Raw genomic sequence first — 15,724 nt, forward strand, 5'->3', positions numbered from 1 at the left:
TCTACATAAGCCTGGCTTGAGTGTAAGTCACCCGTGGAAGCTAGGCCAGGCGGCCATGCTGGCCTGATCCAGGTATTTGGCCAGGTATTCGGCAAAGCGTTCCCGGGAGAGACTGCTCGCGCCGAGACTCTCCAGATGCGCGGTTTGCATCTGGCAGTCGATCATCACGAAGCCCCAGGCGGCCAGGTCCCGTACCAGGGTCACGAAGCCGATCTTGGAAGCGTTGTCGGCGTGGCTGAACATGGATTCGCCGAAGAACAGCTTGCCCATGGCGATGCCATAGAGACCGCCGACCAACTGGTCGCCGTCCCAGACTTCCACGGAGTGAGCCCAGCCCTGGGCGTGCAGTTCCTGGTAGGCCTGACGCATCTCCATGGTGATCCAGGTACCGTCGGCATCGCGTCGCGGACCGGCGCAGGCCTGGATCACCCTGGCGAAGGCCTGGTCGTAGGTGACGCGCAGCGGCGTCTTGCGCAGGGTCTTCGCCAGGCTGCGCGAGACGTGCAGGTCCGGCGGGAAAAGCACCGTGCGGGGATCCGGCGACCACCACAGCAGGGGTTGGCCGGCCTGGTACCAGGGAAAGCAGCCGTGACGATAGGCGCCGATCAGGCGTGCCGCGCTCAGGTCGCCGCCGATGGCCAGGAGGCCGTTGGGTTCGCGCAGCGCCTGCTGCAGGGGCGGGAAGTCAGGGCTTGCGCGGGTCAGCCATTTCACCATGGTAGGGGAGGGCGCCTTCTGATGGGTGAAGCCGAAGGGGTGCAGCTTGTGCGTAACAAGCTCAAGAAATCGTCATAACTCTTTGTCAGGACAACGAAAGAATGCTCCAATGTTGTGCCTGAAGGCGGTTCCGGTACGGCCGTCCGCTATCGTGCCATGTTTCGCCGCGGGACTGTAGAAGCAGGGCCCGGGCGATCTAGAATGGCGCACTGTTTTTGATTCACGGTCACACGTTCCGTGTGCGGGAAAAGCGCGCTTGAAGCAATCCAGTTCTGTCAGCCACGTCAACCAATGGCGTGAGCATCTGCATTATCGTCTCAAGGAGGTGGTGCTCATCGCACTGGCCGCCTTGTGCCTGTATCTGCTCATGGCTCTGCTGAGCTACGACCCCTCCGATCCGGGCTGGACCCACACCAGCCGCATCGATCAGGTCCATAACACCGCGGGCCGCGCCGGCGCCTGGCTGGCCGACGTGCTGTTCATGGCACTCGGCTACTTTGCCTTCGTGTTCCCCGTCCTGCTCGCCGTCAAGACCTGGCAGATCTTCCGCAAGCGGCACCTGCCCTGGGAGTGGAGCGGCTGGCTGTTTTCCTGGCGGCTGACCGGGCTGGTCCTGCTGGTGATCTCGGGTTCGGTGCTGGCCTATATCCATTTCCATGCCGTGTCGGCGCTGCCGGCGTCCGCTGGCGGCGCGCTGGGCGAGAGCCTGGGGCAGCTGTCGGTGGCCGCCCTCAATGTCCAGGGCAGCACGTTGCTGTTCCTCGCGCTGTTCCTGCTGGGATTGACCGTTTTCACCGATCTGTCCTGGTTCAAGGTGATGGATTTCACCGGCAAGCTCGTGCTCGACCTGCTGGACCTGGTGCAGGGTGGCTTCAGCCGCCTGGCCGGCGGTCGCCGTCAGGCGCCGGAACTGGACGTCTTCGACGAGCCGGTGTCGCCGCCGGTTGCGCGCAAGAGCAAGGCCCGCGAGGTGCCGATTCCCGTCGCCGACGAAGACCTCGACGACCTGCTCGACGTCGCGCCCCCGCCACGGGTGGAGCGCGCTGCGCCGCGCATCGAGATGCCCGCGCCCAGTCGCTTCGTCGCCGAAGCACCCGAGTCCGCGCCGGTGGCCGTTGCGCCCGTCGCAGCGCCGGCCCGTGTCGCCCTGCCCACGCCGCCACCGCGCAAGGCGGCGCCTGCACCGGCTGGGGCGTCCTATTCGCCCGCGGCTGCCGTGGTCCGGGTCGACGCGGATCTGGAAGGTACCCTGCCGCCGCTGTCGATCCTGGATCGTGCCGAGAAGAAACAGCAGAGCTATTCGCCGGAATTCCTCGAGAACATGTCGCGCCTGCTCGAGGTCAAGCTCAAGGAGTTTGGTGTCGAGGTCATCGTGGAGAGCGTGCATCCCGGTCCGGTGATCACCCGCTTCGAGATTCAGCCGGCGGCCGGCGTCAAGGTCAGCCGCATTTCCAACCTGGCCAAGGACCTGGCGCGTTCGCTCGCCGTGTTCAGCGTGCGGGTGGTGGAAGTCATTCCCGGCAAGACCACCGTGGGTATCGAGATCCCCAACGAGGATCGCCAGATGGTGCGCTTCTCCGAGGTCCTCGAATCGCCCGAGTACGCGGCGGCCAAGTCGCCCGTCACCCTGGCCCTGGGTCATGACATCGGTGGCAAGCCGGTCATCACCGACCTGGCGAAGATGCCGCACCTGCTGGTGGCCGGTACCACGGGTTCCGGTAAGTCGGTGGGCGTGAACGCCATGCTCCTGTCGATCCTGTTCAAGTCGAGTCCGGAAGACGCCCGCCTGATCATGATCGATCCCAAGATGCTGGAACTCTCGATCTACGAGGGCATTCCACACCTGCTCTGCCCGGTGGTTACCGACATGAAGGAAGCCGCCAACGCCCTGCGCTGGAGCGTGGCGGAGATGGAGCGGCGCTACAAGCTGATGGCGGCCATGGGCGTACGTAACCTGGCCGGCTTCAACCGCAAGGTGAAGGACGCCGAGGACGCGGGTACGCCGCTGACCGATCCGCTCTATCGTCGCGAGAGCATGGACGACGAGGCACCGCTGCTGAAGACGCTGCCGACCATCGTGGTGGTGGTGGACGAATTCGCCGACATGATGATGATCGTCGGCAAGAAGGTCGAAGAGCTGATCGCGCGGATCGCGCAGAAGGCGCGGGCGGCCGGCATCCATCTGATCCTGGCTACCCAGCGTCCCTCGGTGGACGTCATTACCGGTCTGATCAAGGCCAACATCCCGACGCGGATGGCCTTCCAGGTATCGAGCAAGATCGACTCCCGGACCATTCTCGACCAGGGCGGCGCTGAACAGCTGCTTGGTCACGGAGACATGCTCTATCTGCCGCCGGGTACCGGCCTGCCGATCCGCGTCCATGGCGCCTTCGTGTCCGACGAAGAGGTCCATCGCGTCGTCGAGGCCTGGAAGGAGCGCGGCGCACCCGACTACATCGAAGACATCCTCAGCGGCCCGGACGAGGGCGGTGGTGCCGGCGTCGACGGCAGCAGTGGCGAGGGTGGCGACAGCGACGAGGACGATCCGCTCTATGACGAGGCCGTGCGCTTCGTCACAGAGAGTCGTCGGGCCTCCATCTCCGCGGTCCAGCGCAAGCTCAAGATCGGTTACAACCGGGCGGCACGGATGATCGAAACCATGGAAATGGCCGGTGTCGTATCGCCCATGAACACCAACGGCTCGCGCGAGGTCACAGCGCCTGCCCCGGTGAGAGACTGACATCCATGAGGACCTCGATGCACAAGCTGCGTTGCTTCGCCCTGGCCGCCCTGGCCGCCGTAAGCTTTTCCGCCCATGCCGACCAGGCGTCGGTGGGTCGTCTGTCGCAACTGCTGGACAAGGCCCAGACCCTGACCGCGCGCTTTTCGCAGCTGACCCTGGATGGTTCGGGTACTCGCCTGCAGGAAACCGCCGGCAACATGAGTCTCAAGCGTCCCGGGCTGTTCCGCTGGCATTCCGATGCGCCCCAGGAGCAGCTGCTGGTGTCCGACGGCAAGCAGGTCTGGCTTTACGATCCGGACTTGGAGCAGGTCACCATCCGCAAGCTGGACCTGCGCCTGACCCAGACGCCGGCGCTGCTGCTGTCAGGTGACATTTCCAAGATCGAAAGCAGCTTCGATGTCACCAGCAAGGATGCCGGCAACGTCGTCGACTTCGTGCTTAAGCCCAAGACCAAGGACACCCTGTTCGACAGCCTGCGGCTGTCGTTCCGCAACGGCGTGATCAACGACATGCAGTTGATCGACGGTGCCGGTCAGAGAACCAACATCCTCTTCTTCAACGTCAAGCTCAACGATCCGGTGGCGGCGTCCCAGTTCACCTTCCAGGTGCCCAAGGGAGCCGACGTCATCCAGGAGTGATCGCACCCCATGGATCTCTTCAGCACCGCACCCGTCGGGCAGCCCTTGGCTGCCCGCATGCGTCCCGAAACCCTCGATGAATACGCGGGTCAGCAACACCTGCTGGCGCGGGGCAAACCCCTGCGCGAGGCGCTGGAGCAGGGCGCGCTGCATTCGATGATCTTCTGGGGGCCCCCAGGCGTGGGCAAGACCACCCTGGCGCGGCTGCTGGCCCAGGTTTCCGATGCCCACTTCGAAACGCTCTCGGCAGTGCTTTCCGGGGTCAAGGAGATCCGCCATGCGGTGGAGGTGGCCAAGCAGCAGGCTGCCCAGTATCGCCGCCGCACCATCCTCTTCGTCGACGAGGTGCATCGCTTCAACAAGTCGCAGCAGGATGCCTTCCTGCCCTATGTCGAAGACGGCACTCTGATCTTCATCGGGGCGACCACCGAGAATCCTTCCTTCGAACTCAACAATGCGCTGCTTTCGCGGGCGCGGGTCTATGTGCTCAAGAGTCTGGACGATGATGCCCTCGGCGGCCTGGCACGACGGGCTCTGACCAGTGCCAAGGGGCTGGGTGAGCGACGGCTGAGTCTGCCGGACGACGCCCTGGCGCTGCTGCTGGCCGCCGCCGACGGCGATGGCCGGCGACTGCTCAATCTGCTGGAGAACGCTGCGGACCTGGCCGAGGACGGTGGCGTCCTGGACGCCGAACTGTTCCAGAGTCTGCTGGGCGATCAGCGCCGTCGCTTCGACAAGGGCGGCGAAGCCTTCTATGACCAGATTTCCGCGTTGCACAAGTCGGTGCGCGGCTCCAATCCCGATGGCGCCCTCTACTGGTTCGCCCGGATGATCGACGGCGGCTGCGATGCGCTGTACATCGCCCGGCGCGTGGTGCGCATGGCCAGCGAAGACATCGGCAACGCCGATCCGCGCGCCCTGAGCCTGTGCCTGGACGCCTGGGATGTCCAGGAGCGCCTGGGCAGTCCGGAAGGCGAGCTGGCCATCGCCCAGGCGATCGTCTATCTGGCCTGCGCGCCCAAGAGCAACGCCGTCTACATGGGCTACAAGGCCGCCCTGGCCGACGTGCGCCAGAACGGCTCGCGCGAGGTGCCGCTGCACCTGCGCAACGCGCCGACCAAGCTGATGAAGAACCTTGGCTATGGCGACGAATACCGCTATGCCCACGATGAGCCGGAAGCCTATGCCGCGGGTGAGGACTACTTTCCCGAGGAACTCGAGCCGCGCCGCTACTATGAGCCGGTTTCCCGTGGGCTGGAGCTGAAGATCCGCGATAAACTGCAGCATCTGGCGGACCTCGACCGGTCCAGCCCGCGTCAGCGCCGGCCGCGTTCCTGACGCCCCGCCCGCACGGCTGCCCCCATTCCTAAGCAAGAGACACGGACATGCTTGATTCGAAACTGGTTCGCACCCAAACCGAGGAGGTGGCCGCACGTCTGGCGACCCGTGGCTACGTTCTCGACGTCAGCTTGGTGGAGTCGCTGGAAGCCCGTCGCAAGGCCGTGCAGACCCGCACCGAGACCCTGCAGGCCGAGCGCAATGCCCGCTCCAAGGGTATCGGTCAGGCCAAGGCGCGTGGTGAAGACATCGCACCGCTGCTGGCGGAAGTCGATCGCATGGGCAGTGAGCTGGAAGAAGCCAAGCGTGAGCTGGACATGGTCCAGGGTGAACTGGATGCCCTGCTGCTGGGCCTGCCCAACCTGCCCGACGCCTCGGTGCCGGTCGGCAAGGACGAGGAAGACAATGTCGAGGTCCGTCGCTGGGGTACCCCGCGCGACTTCGATTTCGAGATCAAGGACCACGTTGCCCTAGGCGAGACCCACGGCTGGCTGGATTTCGAGACCGCTGCACGGTTCTCCGGCGCCCGCTTCGCCGTGATGCGCGGCCCCATCGCGCGTCTGCACCGTGCCCTGGCGCAGTTCATGCTCAACCTGCACACCGGTGAGCATGGCTACGAAGAGACCTATACCCCCTACCTGGTGCAGGCCGAGACCCTGCAGGGCACCGGTCAGCTGCCCAAGTTCGAGGAAGATCTGTTCAAGATCGGCCGCGAAGGCGAGAGCGATCTCTACCTGATCCCCACCGCCGAGGTAACCCTGACCAATCTGGTCGCCGGCCAGATCCTCGATGCCAAGCGCCTGCCGCTGAAGTTCACCGCCCATACCCCGTGCTTCCGCAGCGAAGCCGGTGCCTCGGGGCGCGATACCCGCGGCATGATCCGTCAGCACCAGTTCGACAAGGTGGAGATGGTCCATATCGTCGAGCCGAGCACCTCCTTCCAGGCCCTGGAAGAGCTGACCGGCCACGCCGAGACCGTGCTGCAACGGCTGGAACTGCCCTACCGGGTGCTGTCGCTGTGCACCGGCGACATGGGTTTCGGCGCCACCAAGACCTACGACCTGGAAGTCTGGGTGCCGAGCCAGGGCAAGTATCGCGAGATCTCGTCCTGCTCCAACTGCGGTGACTTCCAGGCACGCCGCATGCAGGCCCGCTATCGCAACGCCGAAGGCAAGCCCGAGCTGGTACACACCCTCAACGGCTCCGGCCTGGCCGTTGGCCGTACGTTGGTTGCCGTGCTGGAGAACTATCAGCAGGCCGACGGCAGCATCCGCGTCCCCGAAGTGCTCAAGCCCTACATGGGTGGCCTCGAGGTCATCGGCTGATGGATTACCTGCCGCTCTTCCACAAGCTCGATGGCCGTCCGGTGCTGGTGATCGGCGGGGGCGACATCGCCCTGCGCAAGAGCGTGCTGCTGGCCGAAGCCGGCGCACGCATCACCCTGGTGGCGCCGGAGATCGAGCCGGAGGTACGCGCCTTCGTCGAGGCGCGGGGCGGCAGTTGCCGGGTCGAGCGCTATGCGGCGGATCACCTCGCCGGGCATTGCCTGGTGATCGCGGCCACCGACGATGACCAGGTCAACGAGACCGTGTCCCACGATGCCCAGGCCCTGGGCCTGCCGGTCAACGTGGTGGACGCTCCCAAGCTGTGCACCGTGATCTTTCCGGCCATCGTCGATCGCTCGCCCCTGGTGATCGCCATATCCAGCGGCGGTGACGCCCCGGTGCTGGCGCGCCTGGTGCGGGCCAAGCTGGAGAGTTGGATTCCGGCGACCTATGGCCAGCTGGCGCAACTCGCCCAGCGCTTTCGCGCCCGGGTGAAGACCCGCTTCGCCGACCTGCAGGCGCGGCGAATCTTCTGGGAAGAGGTGTTCCAGGGCGAGGTCGCGGAAAAGGTCTTTTCCGGCCAGCCCCAGGCTGCCGAACAACTGCTGGAAGCCAAGCTGAGCAGCGAAACGGCCACCTTTCGCGGCGAGGTCTATCTGGTCGGCGCCGGTCCCGGTGATCCGGACCTGCTGACCTTCCGCGCCCTGCGGCTGATGCAGCAGGCTGACGTGGTGCTCTACGATCGCCTGGTGGCGCCGACCATCCTCGACATGTGTCGGCGCGATGCCGATCGCATCTATGTCGGCAAGCGGCGCGCCGAGCATGCGGTGCCCCAGGACGATCTCAATCGCCTGCTGGTCAAACTGGCCCAGGAAGGCAAGCGGGTGCTACGGCTGAAGGGGGGTGATCCTTTCATCTTCGGCCGCGGTGGCGAAGAGATCGAAGAGCTGGCAGCCGAAGGCATTCCCTTCCAGGTGGTGCCGGGCATCACCGCGGCCAGTGGTTGTGCGGCCTATGCCGGCATCCCCTTGACCCACAGAGACCATGCCCAGTCGGTGCGCTTCGTCACCGGCCATCTCAAGGACGGCTCGGCGGATCTGCCCTGGACCGATCTCGTGGCGCCGGGGCAGACCCTGGTGTTCTACATGGGCCTGGTGGGGCTGCCGACCATCTGCGCGCAACTCATCGCCCATGGCAAGGATTCGGCAACGCCGGCAGCGCTGGTGCAACAGGGCACTACGCCTAATCAGCGGGTGTTCACCGGTACCCTGGAGGATCTGCCGCAACTGGTGGCCGAGCACGAGGTCCACGCGCCGACCCTGGTGATCGTCGGCGAAGTGGTGGCGCTACGCGAGAAGCTGGCCTGGTTCGAAGGCGATCAGGCGGCGGTCTGATCTCAGGCTGCGCCCTGGATGCCGGCACCGCTCAGGGCCTCGCGGCCGTGGGGCAGGTCCAGCTCTAGGGCCGGCCCCTTGGGCACGATAGCGGTCGGGTTGATCTGCGCATGGCTGCCGTAGTAGTGGTGCTTGATGTGCTGGAAGTCCACGGTCTCGGCGATCCCCGGCCACTGATACAGCTCTCGCAGCCAACCCTGTAGCGCCGGATAATCCCGGATGCGCCGCAGGTTGCACTTGAAGTGGCCGTGATAGACGGCGTCGAAGCGAATCAGGGTGGTGAACAGGCGCCAATCGGCTTCGGTCAGCCATTCCCCGGTGAGATAGCGCTGGGTCTGCAGCAGCTTTTCCAGGTCGTCGAGGGTGGCGAAGACCTCGTCGAAGGCCTCTTCGTAGGCCTCCTGGGTGGTGGCGAAACCGGCCCGGTAGACACCATTGTTGACCGTCGGATAGATACGGTCGTTGAGGGCATCGATGCGACCGCGCAGTGCCTCTGGGTAGAGATCCAGGCGATTGCCGGTCAGTTCGTCGAAGGCGCCATTGAACATGCGGATGATCTCGGCGGATTCGTTGCTGACGATGCGCTCCTCCTGACGATCCCAGAGCACCGGGACAGTAACCCGCCCGGTGTAGTCGGCCTGGTCGCGCTGATAGAGCTGGTAGAGGCGGTCGAGGTGATAGAGATCGTCACCACTGGCACCCCTGGCCAGGTCGAAGGTCCAGCCTTCCTCACGCATCAGCCAGCTGACCACCGAGACGCCGATCAGATCTTCGAGGCCCTTGAGCTGGCGATAGATCAGGGTGCGGTGCGCCCAGGGGCAGGCCAGGGACACATAGAGGTGGTAGCGACCGGCTTCGGGGGCATGGCGTCCGGCGCCTTGCGGAATGGCTTGCTCGGGGCGGGCGATCCAGTCGCGACGCTGGGCCTCTTCCCGTTTGAAATGGCCATCCTTGCCATTGTCATACCACTGGTCCTGCCACTGTCCATCGACCAACAAGCCCATATCGTCATCCTCCGCTGCGTTGCGGTTAGGAACCCGGGGAGCCGCTCCGGGTTCCTGAGGCGACGTCAGAGCGCGCGGTCGCGCGCTTCCCAGCGCCGCTCGGCTTCGCTCTGGGCACTCGCCTGATCCTGACCCAGGGCCCGCAAGGCCACGGCCAGGGTGGCGATGACCGCCAGGCGCCCATAGGGATCTTCCGCTTCACCTCGCCAGGTGGCGGCTAACAGGGCCGGATCGAGGCGCTCCGGCTTGACCTGGCGGCGCTCGGTCAGCGCCGGCCAGCTTTCGTCCCAGGCTTCGCCAGCACGGGTGCCATAGAGGTGGGCGATGACATCGGGATTGCGCTCGACTTCACCGCCTTCGCCCTTGATGACGATGCTGTCGTCAGCCAGCAGGCGACTGGCTTCGCGATGCACCTCCTGGTAACCCGGGTGGAAGATGCTCTGCAGGATGCAGCGCGCCTGGCTGGGGTTGAGCAGCCGTACCAGGGAGTGGATCGGCGAGCGCAGGCCGAGCTCGGCCTTGAGATCGATCATCCGCTGCAGGGCCGGCATCCAGGCGGCCAGCGGCAGGAAGGCCGGTTGACCGCGATCGAGGAGGGTGCCGACGCCCTGCCAGTCAGTGGCGGTCGGCATCCCCAGGTCGGCCAGGCATTGTTCGGTATAGAGTCGGCCCGCGGTGTGGGTACCGCCGCCATGCATGACCACCCGGACGCCGCTACCGGCCAGGCATTTCACCGCCAGCAGGTACCAGGGCAGATGACGCTTCTTGCCGGCGTAGGAGGGCCAGTCGAGGTCGACCGTGAAGCCTGGCGGCTGCAGCCGCGCGCGGACGGCGCGGGTAAAGCCGGCCAGCTCCTCGGCGCTCTCTTCCTTGTGCCTGAGCAGCATGAGAAAGGCGCCGAGCTGGGCATCGGTCACCTGGCCGTCGAGAATCAGGCCCATGGCCATTTCCGCCTCGGCCTCGGTCAGGCTGCGGGCGCCGCGCTTGCCCTTGCCCAGGGCCCGGACATAGACGGCGAAGGGGTGTTCTTCGGGCGTGGTGAGGGTCATAGACAGTTATCCGGTTTCGGCAGGCCGGCCAGTTTGGCGCCCATTTTGGCTGGCGCCCCCTTGAACAGCAGGTTGAGCTGCAGACTGGTGCCCAGTTCCGGGCCCAGTGTCTGGGCAATGTACTTGATCAGCGGCCGATTGGCCGGCGCAAGCTGGAATTGTGCGTAGAAGTCACGCAGCGCCTGCAGCACCTGCCAGTGGCGATCGGTCAGCTCGATGCCCTCCTTGAGTGCCAGTTGCTGGGCCACTTCCGGACTCCACTGCGAGAGGTCGCGTAGATAGCCTTCGGGGTCGAGGTCGAGAGGAGGCATGCTCAGGTCCAGCTGATGACCTTGGCGCAGCTCACGCTCAGGTCGACGAAGGTGGGGTAGTCGATCAGGGTCACGGTCCGTTCGGCTTGCAGGCGACGGGCCTGGACATCTTCCGCCAGGGCATAGAGGGTGGCCTCGGCCGGGAGTTGGGCTAGCCGCTCGGCCGCAACGCTGCCAGGGCGCAGGGCCTCGACCGCAGCGCCGGTGAGCAGCACGGTGTCCTCGCCACGGACCCAGCTCAGGCCGTCCAGGGCGCCGGCATCCAGCAGCGGCGAGCGGGAAAACAGGTGCAGGGTAGTCAAATGGAAATCACCTGGTCGTGTTCATGAATCAGCGCTGCCAGGGCGTCGGGCTCCAGGGGCGTCACCCAGGCGGGCAACTGCGCGGGCGTGATGCCCAGGCGCTGCAGGGCGGTGGCTTCGCAGTAGATGGCCTCGACACCGAACAGCGGTAGTGCGGAGAGATTGGCACTCAGGTCCTTTTGCTCAAGGGCAGCGCTGTCGGCGGCCAGCAACTGGGTCACGCCAGGCCCTGCGAACAGCAGCGCCAGGGGCAGTTCGAAGGCACCGCCGGCCAATACGATATCCAGGGCCTCGCGCGGACCGGGGCCGCTCAGCGCGGGCTGGCGGGAAATGACGAGGGTGCTCCTGGCCATGCTAGTCGCCTCCAAAGCAGAGCAGGCGATCGGCGTCCTGCACCGCTTCATGCAATTGGCCCAGACCGGACAGCTGCCAGGGCGCCCGCACGTTCACCGCGCCCTCACGTTCGTAGCGCCGTGCTTCGCTCTCGTCCAGCAACCCGCGCTTGAGGGCGGCGGCGATGCAGACCACCGCATCGATCTGGTGGCGTTCGATCAGTTCGCGCCAGCGCGCCGGCAGATCGGATTCGTCCTGGCCGCTGACCAGGGCATGGGAAGCGTTATGGACGCCGTCGCGATAGAGAAACAGGCGCGACAGCTCGTGACCCCCGCCCAGCAGCGCCTCGCAGAAGCGCAGGGCCCGCCGCGCCGAGGGCGCCTGGGGTGGAGAAAGGACAACGATGGCAAATTTCATGGATGTAAAAAGGCCCGCCGAAGCGGGCCTCTCGGGCTACCGCTGGTGATCAATCGTTGCTGCTGGCAAATCCGAAGATCTGCAGCAAGCTGATGAACATATTGTAGATCGAGACGTACAGGGTGATGGTAGCCATGATGTAGTTGTCTTCGCCGCCATGCACGATGGCGCTGGTCTGGAACAGGATGGCCGCGGCGGCGAACAGTACGAAGCCCGCGCTGATGGCCAGTTGCAAACCGCTTATCTGGACGAAGAAGGACAGCACCACGGCGCCCAGCAGGATCCAGAAGCCCGCCATCAAAAAGCCACTGAGGAAGCTCATGTCCTTGCGGCTGATCAGGGCGTAGGCCGACAGACCGAAGAAGGCCAGGGCGGTCATGCCGGCGGCGGAGGCGATCACGCTGCCCCCGTTGGGCAAGCCCAGGTACATGTTCAGGATCGGGCCAAGGGTGTAGCCCATGAAGCCGGTCAGGGCGAAGGTACTGACCAGACCCCAGCCGCTGTCGCGGGTCTTCACGGTCAGGAAGAACAGGCCATAGAAGCCGATCAGGACCACGAAGATGTTGGGGTAGGGCAGCCGCATCTGCTGCGAGACGAAGGCGACCAGGCCGCTGAACGCCAGGGTCATGGCCAGCAGGGCATAGGTGTTGCGCAATACACGGCTGACGTCCCGCGGTTGCGCGATGGCAGGGTTATAGGCGTATTGACGCTCGTTCATGGTGTACTCCAAAGCTAGATTAACGGTGTGATGTACCGTACGACCCCGAAGATAGCAAATGTTGCTTAAGGATCGCTTGCGACTGTTTGACAGTGTGTTGCCATCAGGTACTATGCGCCCCTCTTACGGAAGTGTGGCCGAGTGGTTTAAGGCAGCGGTCTTGAAAACCGCCGACTCGCAAGGGTCCCAGAGTTCGAATCTCTGCGCTTCCGCCACCTTCGAAGCCCCGTTTCTACGGGGCTTTTTGCTGTCTGCAGGGTCTAATTTCAAGGACCGTCGGGCAGGTAAAAAAGAAAGAGTTCCGAAACTACTTCTATTGTGCGGGCAGGGGATTGCGCCCAGGCATCGATAGATCCGCTCGGTGATGTCCTCCCTGGTGGGGCCCAGAAGTTGCTCGCCTTCTTTGGAGCTAAGATCTCGGACACCGCTTGCGCTCGGGTGCCTCGGGACTGGAACTGGCCGATCCGGAGCGCCGATTGCTTACTTAGCCGGCATCTCCCATCCCGAGATCGTCACTGTGCTGAGAAAGGATGCTGTGCTGGCTGCATTATGGATGGCTGCTACGGAGTAAGCCGGACGTTTCATAAAGGCTCTTCCACGGCCGCGCTAGGTGATCCCCGATTGCTTCTGGTTGTCGCTCCTGGCGAGATTGCAGCTGTGAGCAAGAGCGCGAAATTCACTAGCTGCACGGCCTGCCAGCCACCAACGTTCAGCAGTCTATTCGACGAAAATGAGCCGATCGCCATCATGCGGAGCCTGATGAAGTCATTCAGCGACCGCACCTGTGTTTTCTCCTCTCGGTGATGACATACAAGTACCAGGGCAGCGGCGCCAACAAAGCCAAAACGTCCACCCTGGTCCCAGTAGTACGAGCAGCAGGTAGAAGTGCGGGATGTCCAAGCCGGCTGTACCCAACGGCGCCGAGATCCCGGTTAGCACTGGTCCAACTAGGGCTATTCGTGATGCCCGAAAGCGTGAGATCAGGCGACCGGTGAAGAAACTTGGGGCGTACATGGCCATCACGGGCTACTGCAGACCTTGACTCGACTGCTGTTGCGAGCGACCAGGCAGATGATCATGGCGTTGGCACCGGCCACGCCTGCGTCGCCATCAGGCGCCAGATATCGCCGCGCTACGGGTGCTCAGACAGGCAATGGCGTCTTCGCTCATGGGAAGCGTCCCTTGGGTTCGGTAGGTGAACTCAACGAGCGAGGCGCGGCGCGGCTATCGACGCAAATACTGGATACCCAAGGTCGCCGCTTCCAGAGCGCCGGCCAGATAGCCTGGATAGTTCGTTGACCACTCGCTTCCAATGCCGATCAGGTGATCAGCCCAGGGCGCACCGGCTGCTCGCTGCCTTGGCGTCTTGGTGTGATGGGGACCGGCGTGCCAGTCGGAGTCCGTAGCGGTCAGCGGATCCTGAGCCCAGTCCTTGAAACAGGTCGTTATCGGCTCGGCCGCTTGGGGCCCGAATAGGCGCGCGAGCTGGCGTTGGCACAGCATCCTCAGCTGGCGGGCATCTACCTGCTGGCGAGCTGTGGCATCCACGCCCAGGAATCCGAACAAGCCAGCGGGGCCGGAGGGAACGCTTGCATCGTGGATCTCGGCCATGGGGCCTAAGGCACTGCGGGCTTGGCCAGACAGTCCGTATTGCCGCCAGAACGGGGTGGGATAGACGGCGACGAATTTCGCATGGGGCGCCATCCAGGTCGGCGTCTGTTGCCATTGCCTGACCACGTCAGACGGCAGCGGCGGTGAGCACTCAACCGTTTCGATGAAAAGGCGGGGTGGCATCGCCAGCAGTACTTGGTCTGCTGACCAGAAGGCGATCCCACCATCAGGATCTCGGGTCTCCAGGATCACTTGGCGACCCTCAAGGGTCAGTTTGCGCAGCAGCTGGCCTCGCGTTAGTCGGCTTGGGTTCAACTGCATCCGGATGGCATCGATCAAGGCAACCATGCCGCCTTCCAATCGCATGGAGACGGCCGCGGAGCCATAGCCTGAGACGCGCTGCGCAGGCGCATCGCCTCTGCGTTCAAGCAGGATCTCTCCCTGCTCGTGTTGCTCGAATCGGCTAAGGCCAAGTTCGGTCACGAATTGGTCGAGGTTCGGCTGATGATCGGGCCAGAACCAGGAGGGGCCCAGGTCAAAGGCGCCGCCCATCAAGCCTCGCCCGTCGGCCAGGATAGCGGACGAAATACGGCCTCCCAGGCGATCTCGGGCTTCCAGCAGAACGTAATCGGTAATGCCTTGCCGTTCGAGAAGCAGCGCTGCATACAGGCCGCTAAGGCCACCCCCGATGATGGCGATACGCACGGTGTTCAAGAGACGGTCTCCGGCGGCAGACCTATCAGCCTGCCACTACGCAGGTAGATCGTTGCACCCTCGTCTCCGGTGATTACCGCGGCCTGTTCACTACTCGGGAAACGCAGCCAGCTTCCAGCGTTGTACTGAAGCCCGTCTTCGATCAGGAAGCCTGCCAGCACGAGGATCTCGACGTTCCTCAGGGGATGCTCGAACAAGGCGGCGTGGGGGCTGATCCTTTGCAGGCATACCCCCTCGTCGGCTCGGTCGAGCAACGTGCATATCGCTCGCCCTCCATGGTCCCGCCAGTGCTTCGGGTCATTGGTATCCACGCGTATTGCCTGGGTTTCCTCAGGGGTCATCTGCCAGAGTTTGACGAAGAGGGTGGCGCCGTTTGGGCTTGAGGGGACATGACTGGATCCGGGCGGGCTGCGCAGGTACCAGCCCGCGGGGTAGGGTCGGCCGTTCTCCATGAACTCGCCCTTCAGCACCAGGATTTCCTCGCCCCCTGGGTGCCGGTGAGCGGGGAAGCTGGACCCCGGGGCGTAGCGAACAAGGCTGGTAGCCCGAGCCTTCTCTGCACCGATTCGATCGAGCATTACCCGCTCCACCCCTGGTTGTGGCGAAGGCACCCACTCGTATTGCTCAGCTCGGACGACGGCGCGCCGGTTGAAGTCGGCATTGATCAGCATGGGACCTCCAGGAAAACGAACCAGGCCTGGCGCACTCAATCGAGCAGCACCAAGCCCGATGCTCAGGCAGTGGGCAGTTGCGCGTGCGCTTCAAGAACGCGTGCGGAATAGACCAGCGCTGCTCCAGCATTGAGCGCGATAGCCACCCCGAGCGCTTCCGCGATCTCGCCTCGCGTCGCACCATGCTCCGCAGCCTTTTGGGTATGGACGCTGATGCAACCATCGCAGCGCGTGGTGACAGCGACGGCCAAGGCGATCAGCTCGTGCGTCTTGGTGTCCAGATACCCGGTCTTGGCCGCCGCACCGTCCATCATGGTCAGACCACGGACAACATCGGGGCTCTGCTTGGCGTAGTCGCCGACGCGGGCCAAAAGCGCGTCACGGTAGGCGTTCCAGTCTTGCATCATGGTAGTGATTTCCCGATCTAAAAAAGAGCGCC

At 64.4% G+C, this 15,724-nt stretch carries 16 protein-coding genes and 1 tRNA gene; 6 read left to right on the top strand and 11 right to left on the bottom strand.

Features of this window, described 5'->3' with window-relative positions:
* Nucleotides 1–27 precede the first annotated feature (27 nt).
* On the bottom strand, nucleotides 28–717 hold the full coding sequence (gene aat, locus QMX82_RS13735) for a leucyl/phenylalanyl-tRNA--protein transferase (protein ID WP_282284464.1): 690 nt from the start codon (nucleotides 715–717) through the stop codon (nucleotides 28–30).
* A gap of 256 nt (nucleotides 718–973) precedes the next feature.
* Between aat and QMX82_RS13740 the strand changes: the two genes are divergently transcribed.
* The 5 genes from QMX82_RS13740 to cysG are packed head-to-tail and all read left to right on the top strand — an operon-like array spanning nucleotide 974 to nucleotide 8,155.
* Nucleotides 974–3,457, top strand: a complete 2,484-nt coding sequence (locus QMX82_RS13740) for a DNA translocase FtsK (RefSeq protein WP_282284466.1) — start codon at nucleotides 974–976, stop codon at nucleotides 3,455–3,457.
* A gap of 17 nt (nucleotides 3,458–3,474) precedes the next feature.
* Nucleotides 3,475–4,098, top strand: coding sequence for an outer membrane lipoprotein chaperone LolA (lolA, locus tag QMX82_RS13745; RefSeq protein ID WP_282284468.1), 624 nt, complete (start codon nucleotides 3,475–3,477; stop codon nucleotides 4,096–4,098).
* Nucleotides 4,099–4,107: 9 nt separating this feature from the next.
* Nucleotides 4,108–5,436, top strand: a complete 1,329-nt coding sequence (locus tag QMX82_RS13750; RefSeq protein ID WP_282284469.1) for a replication-associated recombination protein A — start codon at nucleotides 4,108–4,110, stop codon at nucleotides 5,434–5,436.
* Nucleotides 5,437–5,483: 47 nt separating this feature from the next.
* A complete protein-coding gene (serS, locus tag QMX82_RS13755) occupies nucleotides 5,484–6,761 on the top strand; it encodes a serine--tRNA ligase (RefSeq protein WP_282284471.1) in 1,278 nt (425 codons plus the stop codon).
* Nucleotides 6,761–8,155, top strand: coding sequence for a siroheme synthase CysG (gene cysG, locus QMX82_RS13760; RefSeq protein WP_282284473.1), 1,395 nt, complete (start codon nucleotides 6,761–6,763; stop codon nucleotides 8,153–8,155). Before serS ends, cysG begins: the two co-directional genes overlap by 1 nt.
* Before the next feature lie 2 nt (nucleotides 8,156–8,157).
* On the opposite strand, the gene QMX82_RS13765 is transcribed toward cysG, so the two are convergent.
* The 7 genes from QMX82_RS13765 to QMX82_RS13795 all read right to left on the bottom strand — a co-directional run bounded on the left by QMX82_RS13765 (nucleotide 8,158) and on the right by QMX82_RS13795 (nucleotide 12,289).
* Nucleotides 8,158–9,159, bottom strand: coding sequence for a glutathione S-transferase family protein (locus QMX82_RS13765; protein ID WP_282284475.1), 1,002 nt, complete (start codon nucleotides 9,157–9,159; stop codon nucleotides 8,158–8,160).
* 65 nt (nucleotides 9,160–9,224) lie between these two features.
* Nucleotides 9,225–10,208 (bottom strand): glycosyl transferase family protein, encoded by a 984-nt coding sequence (locus QMX82_RS13770; protein WP_282284477.1) that lies wholly within the window; start codon nucleotides 10,206–10,208, stop codon nucleotides 9,225–9,227.
* Nucleotides 10,205–10,519: a TusE/DsrC/DsvC family sulfur relay protein gene (locus QMX82_RS13775; RefSeq protein WP_208690931.1), complete on the bottom strand. Its 315-nt coding sequence runs from the start codon at nucleotides 10,517–10,519 to the stop codon at nucleotides 10,205–10,207. Before QMX82_RS13775 ends, QMX82_RS13770 begins: the two co-directional genes overlap by 4 nt.
* Before the next feature lie 2 nt (nucleotides 10,520–10,521).
* Complete coding sequence (tusB, locus tag QMX82_RS13780) at nucleotides 10,522–10,821, bottom strand: sulfurtransferase complex subunit TusB (protein ID WP_208690932.1); 300 nt, start codon at nucleotides 10,819–10,821, stop codon at nucleotides 10,522–10,524.
* Complete coding sequence (gene tusC / locus QMX82_RS13785; protein WP_208690933.1) at nucleotides 10,818–11,174, bottom strand: sulfurtransferase complex subunit TusC; 357 nt, start codon at nucleotides 11,172–11,174, stop codon at nucleotides 10,818–10,820. The genes tusB and tusC overlap by 4 nt, the downstream gene beginning before the upstream one ends.
* A 1-nt stretch (nucleotide 11,175) precedes the next feature.
* A complete protein-coding gene (gene tusD, locus QMX82_RS13790) occupies nucleotides 11,176–11,571 on the bottom strand; it encodes a sulfurtransferase complex subunit TusD (RefSeq protein WP_208690934.1) in 396 nt (131 codons plus the stop codon).
* Between the two features lie 49 nt (nucleotides 11,572–11,620).
* Nucleotides 11,621–12,289: a Bax inhibitor-1/YccA family protein gene (locus QMX82_RS13795; RefSeq protein WP_158895084.1), complete on the bottom strand. Its 669-nt coding sequence runs from the start codon at nucleotides 12,287–12,289 to the stop codon at nucleotides 11,621–11,623.
* 127 nt (nucleotides 12,290–12,416) lie between these two features.
* On the opposite strand from QMX82_RS13795, the gene QMX82_RS13800 reads away from it, so the two are divergent.
* Nucleotides 12,417–12,504 (top strand) — tRNA-Ser (locus QMX82_RS13800).
* A gap of 1,009 nt (nucleotides 12,505–13,513) precedes the next feature.
* Here QMX82_RS13800 and QMX82_RS13805 read toward each other — a convergent pair.
* The 3 genes from QMX82_RS13805 to QMX82_RS13815 all read right to left on the bottom strand — a co-directional run bounded on the left by QMX82_RS13805 (nucleotide 13,514) and on the right by QMX82_RS13815 (nucleotide 15,689).
* Nucleotides 13,514–14,605 (bottom strand): flavin monoamine oxidase family protein, encoded by a 1,092-nt coding sequence (locus QMX82_RS13805; protein WP_282284518.1) that lies wholly within the window; start codon nucleotides 14,603–14,605, stop codon nucleotides 13,514–13,516.
* 5 nt (nucleotides 14,606–14,610) lie between these two features.
* Nucleotides 14,611–15,285 carry a cupin domain-containing protein gene (locus QMX82_RS13810; protein ID WP_282284485.1) on the bottom strand — a complete coding sequence of 225 codons (675 nt, stop codon included), beginning with the start codon at nucleotides 15,283–15,285 and terminating at the stop codon, nucleotides 14,611–14,613.
* Nucleotides 15,286–15,347: 62 nt separating this feature from the next.
* A complete protein-coding gene (locus tag QMX82_RS13815; protein WP_282284520.1) occupies nucleotides 15,348–15,689 on the bottom strand; it encodes a carboxymuconolactone decarboxylase family protein in 342 nt (113 codons plus the stop codon).
* Between the last annotated feature and the right edge of the window lie 35 nt (nucleotides 15,690–15,724).

Origin of the sequence: Pseudomonas sp. PS02302 (assembly GCF_029959585.1) — a bacterium.
GTDB classification, from domain to species: domain Bacteria; phylum Pseudomonadota; class Gammaproteobacteria; order Pseudomonadales; family Pseudomonadaceae; genus Chryseomonas; species Chryseomonas aestiva.

What these genes read in the sequence shown, in the direction of transcription:
- QMX82_RS13775 (WP_208690931.1), bottom strand. Translation starts at nt 10,519, where the DNA reads ATGCCTCCTCTCGACCTCGACCCCGAAGGCTATCTACGCGACCTCTCG.
- QMX82_RS13770 (WP_282284477.1), bottom strand. Translation starts at nt 10,208, where the DNA reads ATGACCCTCACCACGCCCGAAGAACACCCCTTCGCCGTCTATGTCCGG.
- lolA (WP_282284468.1), top strand. Translation starts at nt 3,475, where the DNA reads ATGCACAAGCTGCGTTGCTTCGCCCTGGCCGCCCTGGCCGCCGTAAGC.
- QMX82_RS13750 (WP_282284469.1), top strand. Translation starts at nt 4,108, where the DNA reads ATGGATCTCTTCAGCACCGCACCCGTCGGGCAGCCCTTGGCTGCCCGC.
- QMX82_RS13795 (WP_158895084.1), bottom strand. Translation starts at nt 12,289, where the DNA reads ATGAACGAGCGTCAATACGCCTATAACCCTGCCATCGCGCAACCGCGG.
- tusD (WP_208690934.1), bottom strand. Translation starts at nt 11,571, where the DNA reads ATGAAATTTGCCATCGTTGTCCTTTCTCCACCCCAGGCGCCCTCGGCG.
- tusC (WP_208690933.1), bottom strand. Translation starts at nt 11,174, where the DNA reads ATGGCCAGGAGCACCCTCGTCATTTCCCGCCAGCCCGCGCTGAGCGGC.
- serS (WP_282284471.1), top strand. Translation starts at nt 5,484, where the DNA reads ATGCTTGATTCGAAACTGGTTCGCACCCAAACCGAGGAGGTGGCCGCA.
- QMX82_RS13810 (WP_282284485.1), bottom strand. Translation starts at nt 15,285, where the DNA reads ATGCTGATCAATGCCGACTTCAACCGGCGCGCCGTCGTCCGAGCTGAG.
- QMX82_RS13765 (WP_282284475.1), bottom strand. Translation starts at nt 9,159, where the DNA reads ATGGGCTTGTTGGTCGATGGACAGTGGCAGGACCAGTGGTATGACAAT.
- QMX82_RS13815 (WP_282284520.1), bottom strand. Translation starts at nt 15,689, where the DNA reads ATGCAAGACTGGAACGCCTACCGTGACGCGCTTTTGGCCCGCGTCGGC.
- cysG (WP_282284473.1), top strand. Translation starts at nt 6,761, where the DNA reads ATGGATTACCTGCCGCTCTTCCACAAGCTCGATGGCCGTCCGGTGCTG.
- aat (WP_282284464.1), bottom strand. Translation starts at nt 717, where the DNA reads ATGGTGAAATGGCTGACCCGCGCAAGCCCTGACTTCCCGCCCCTGCAG.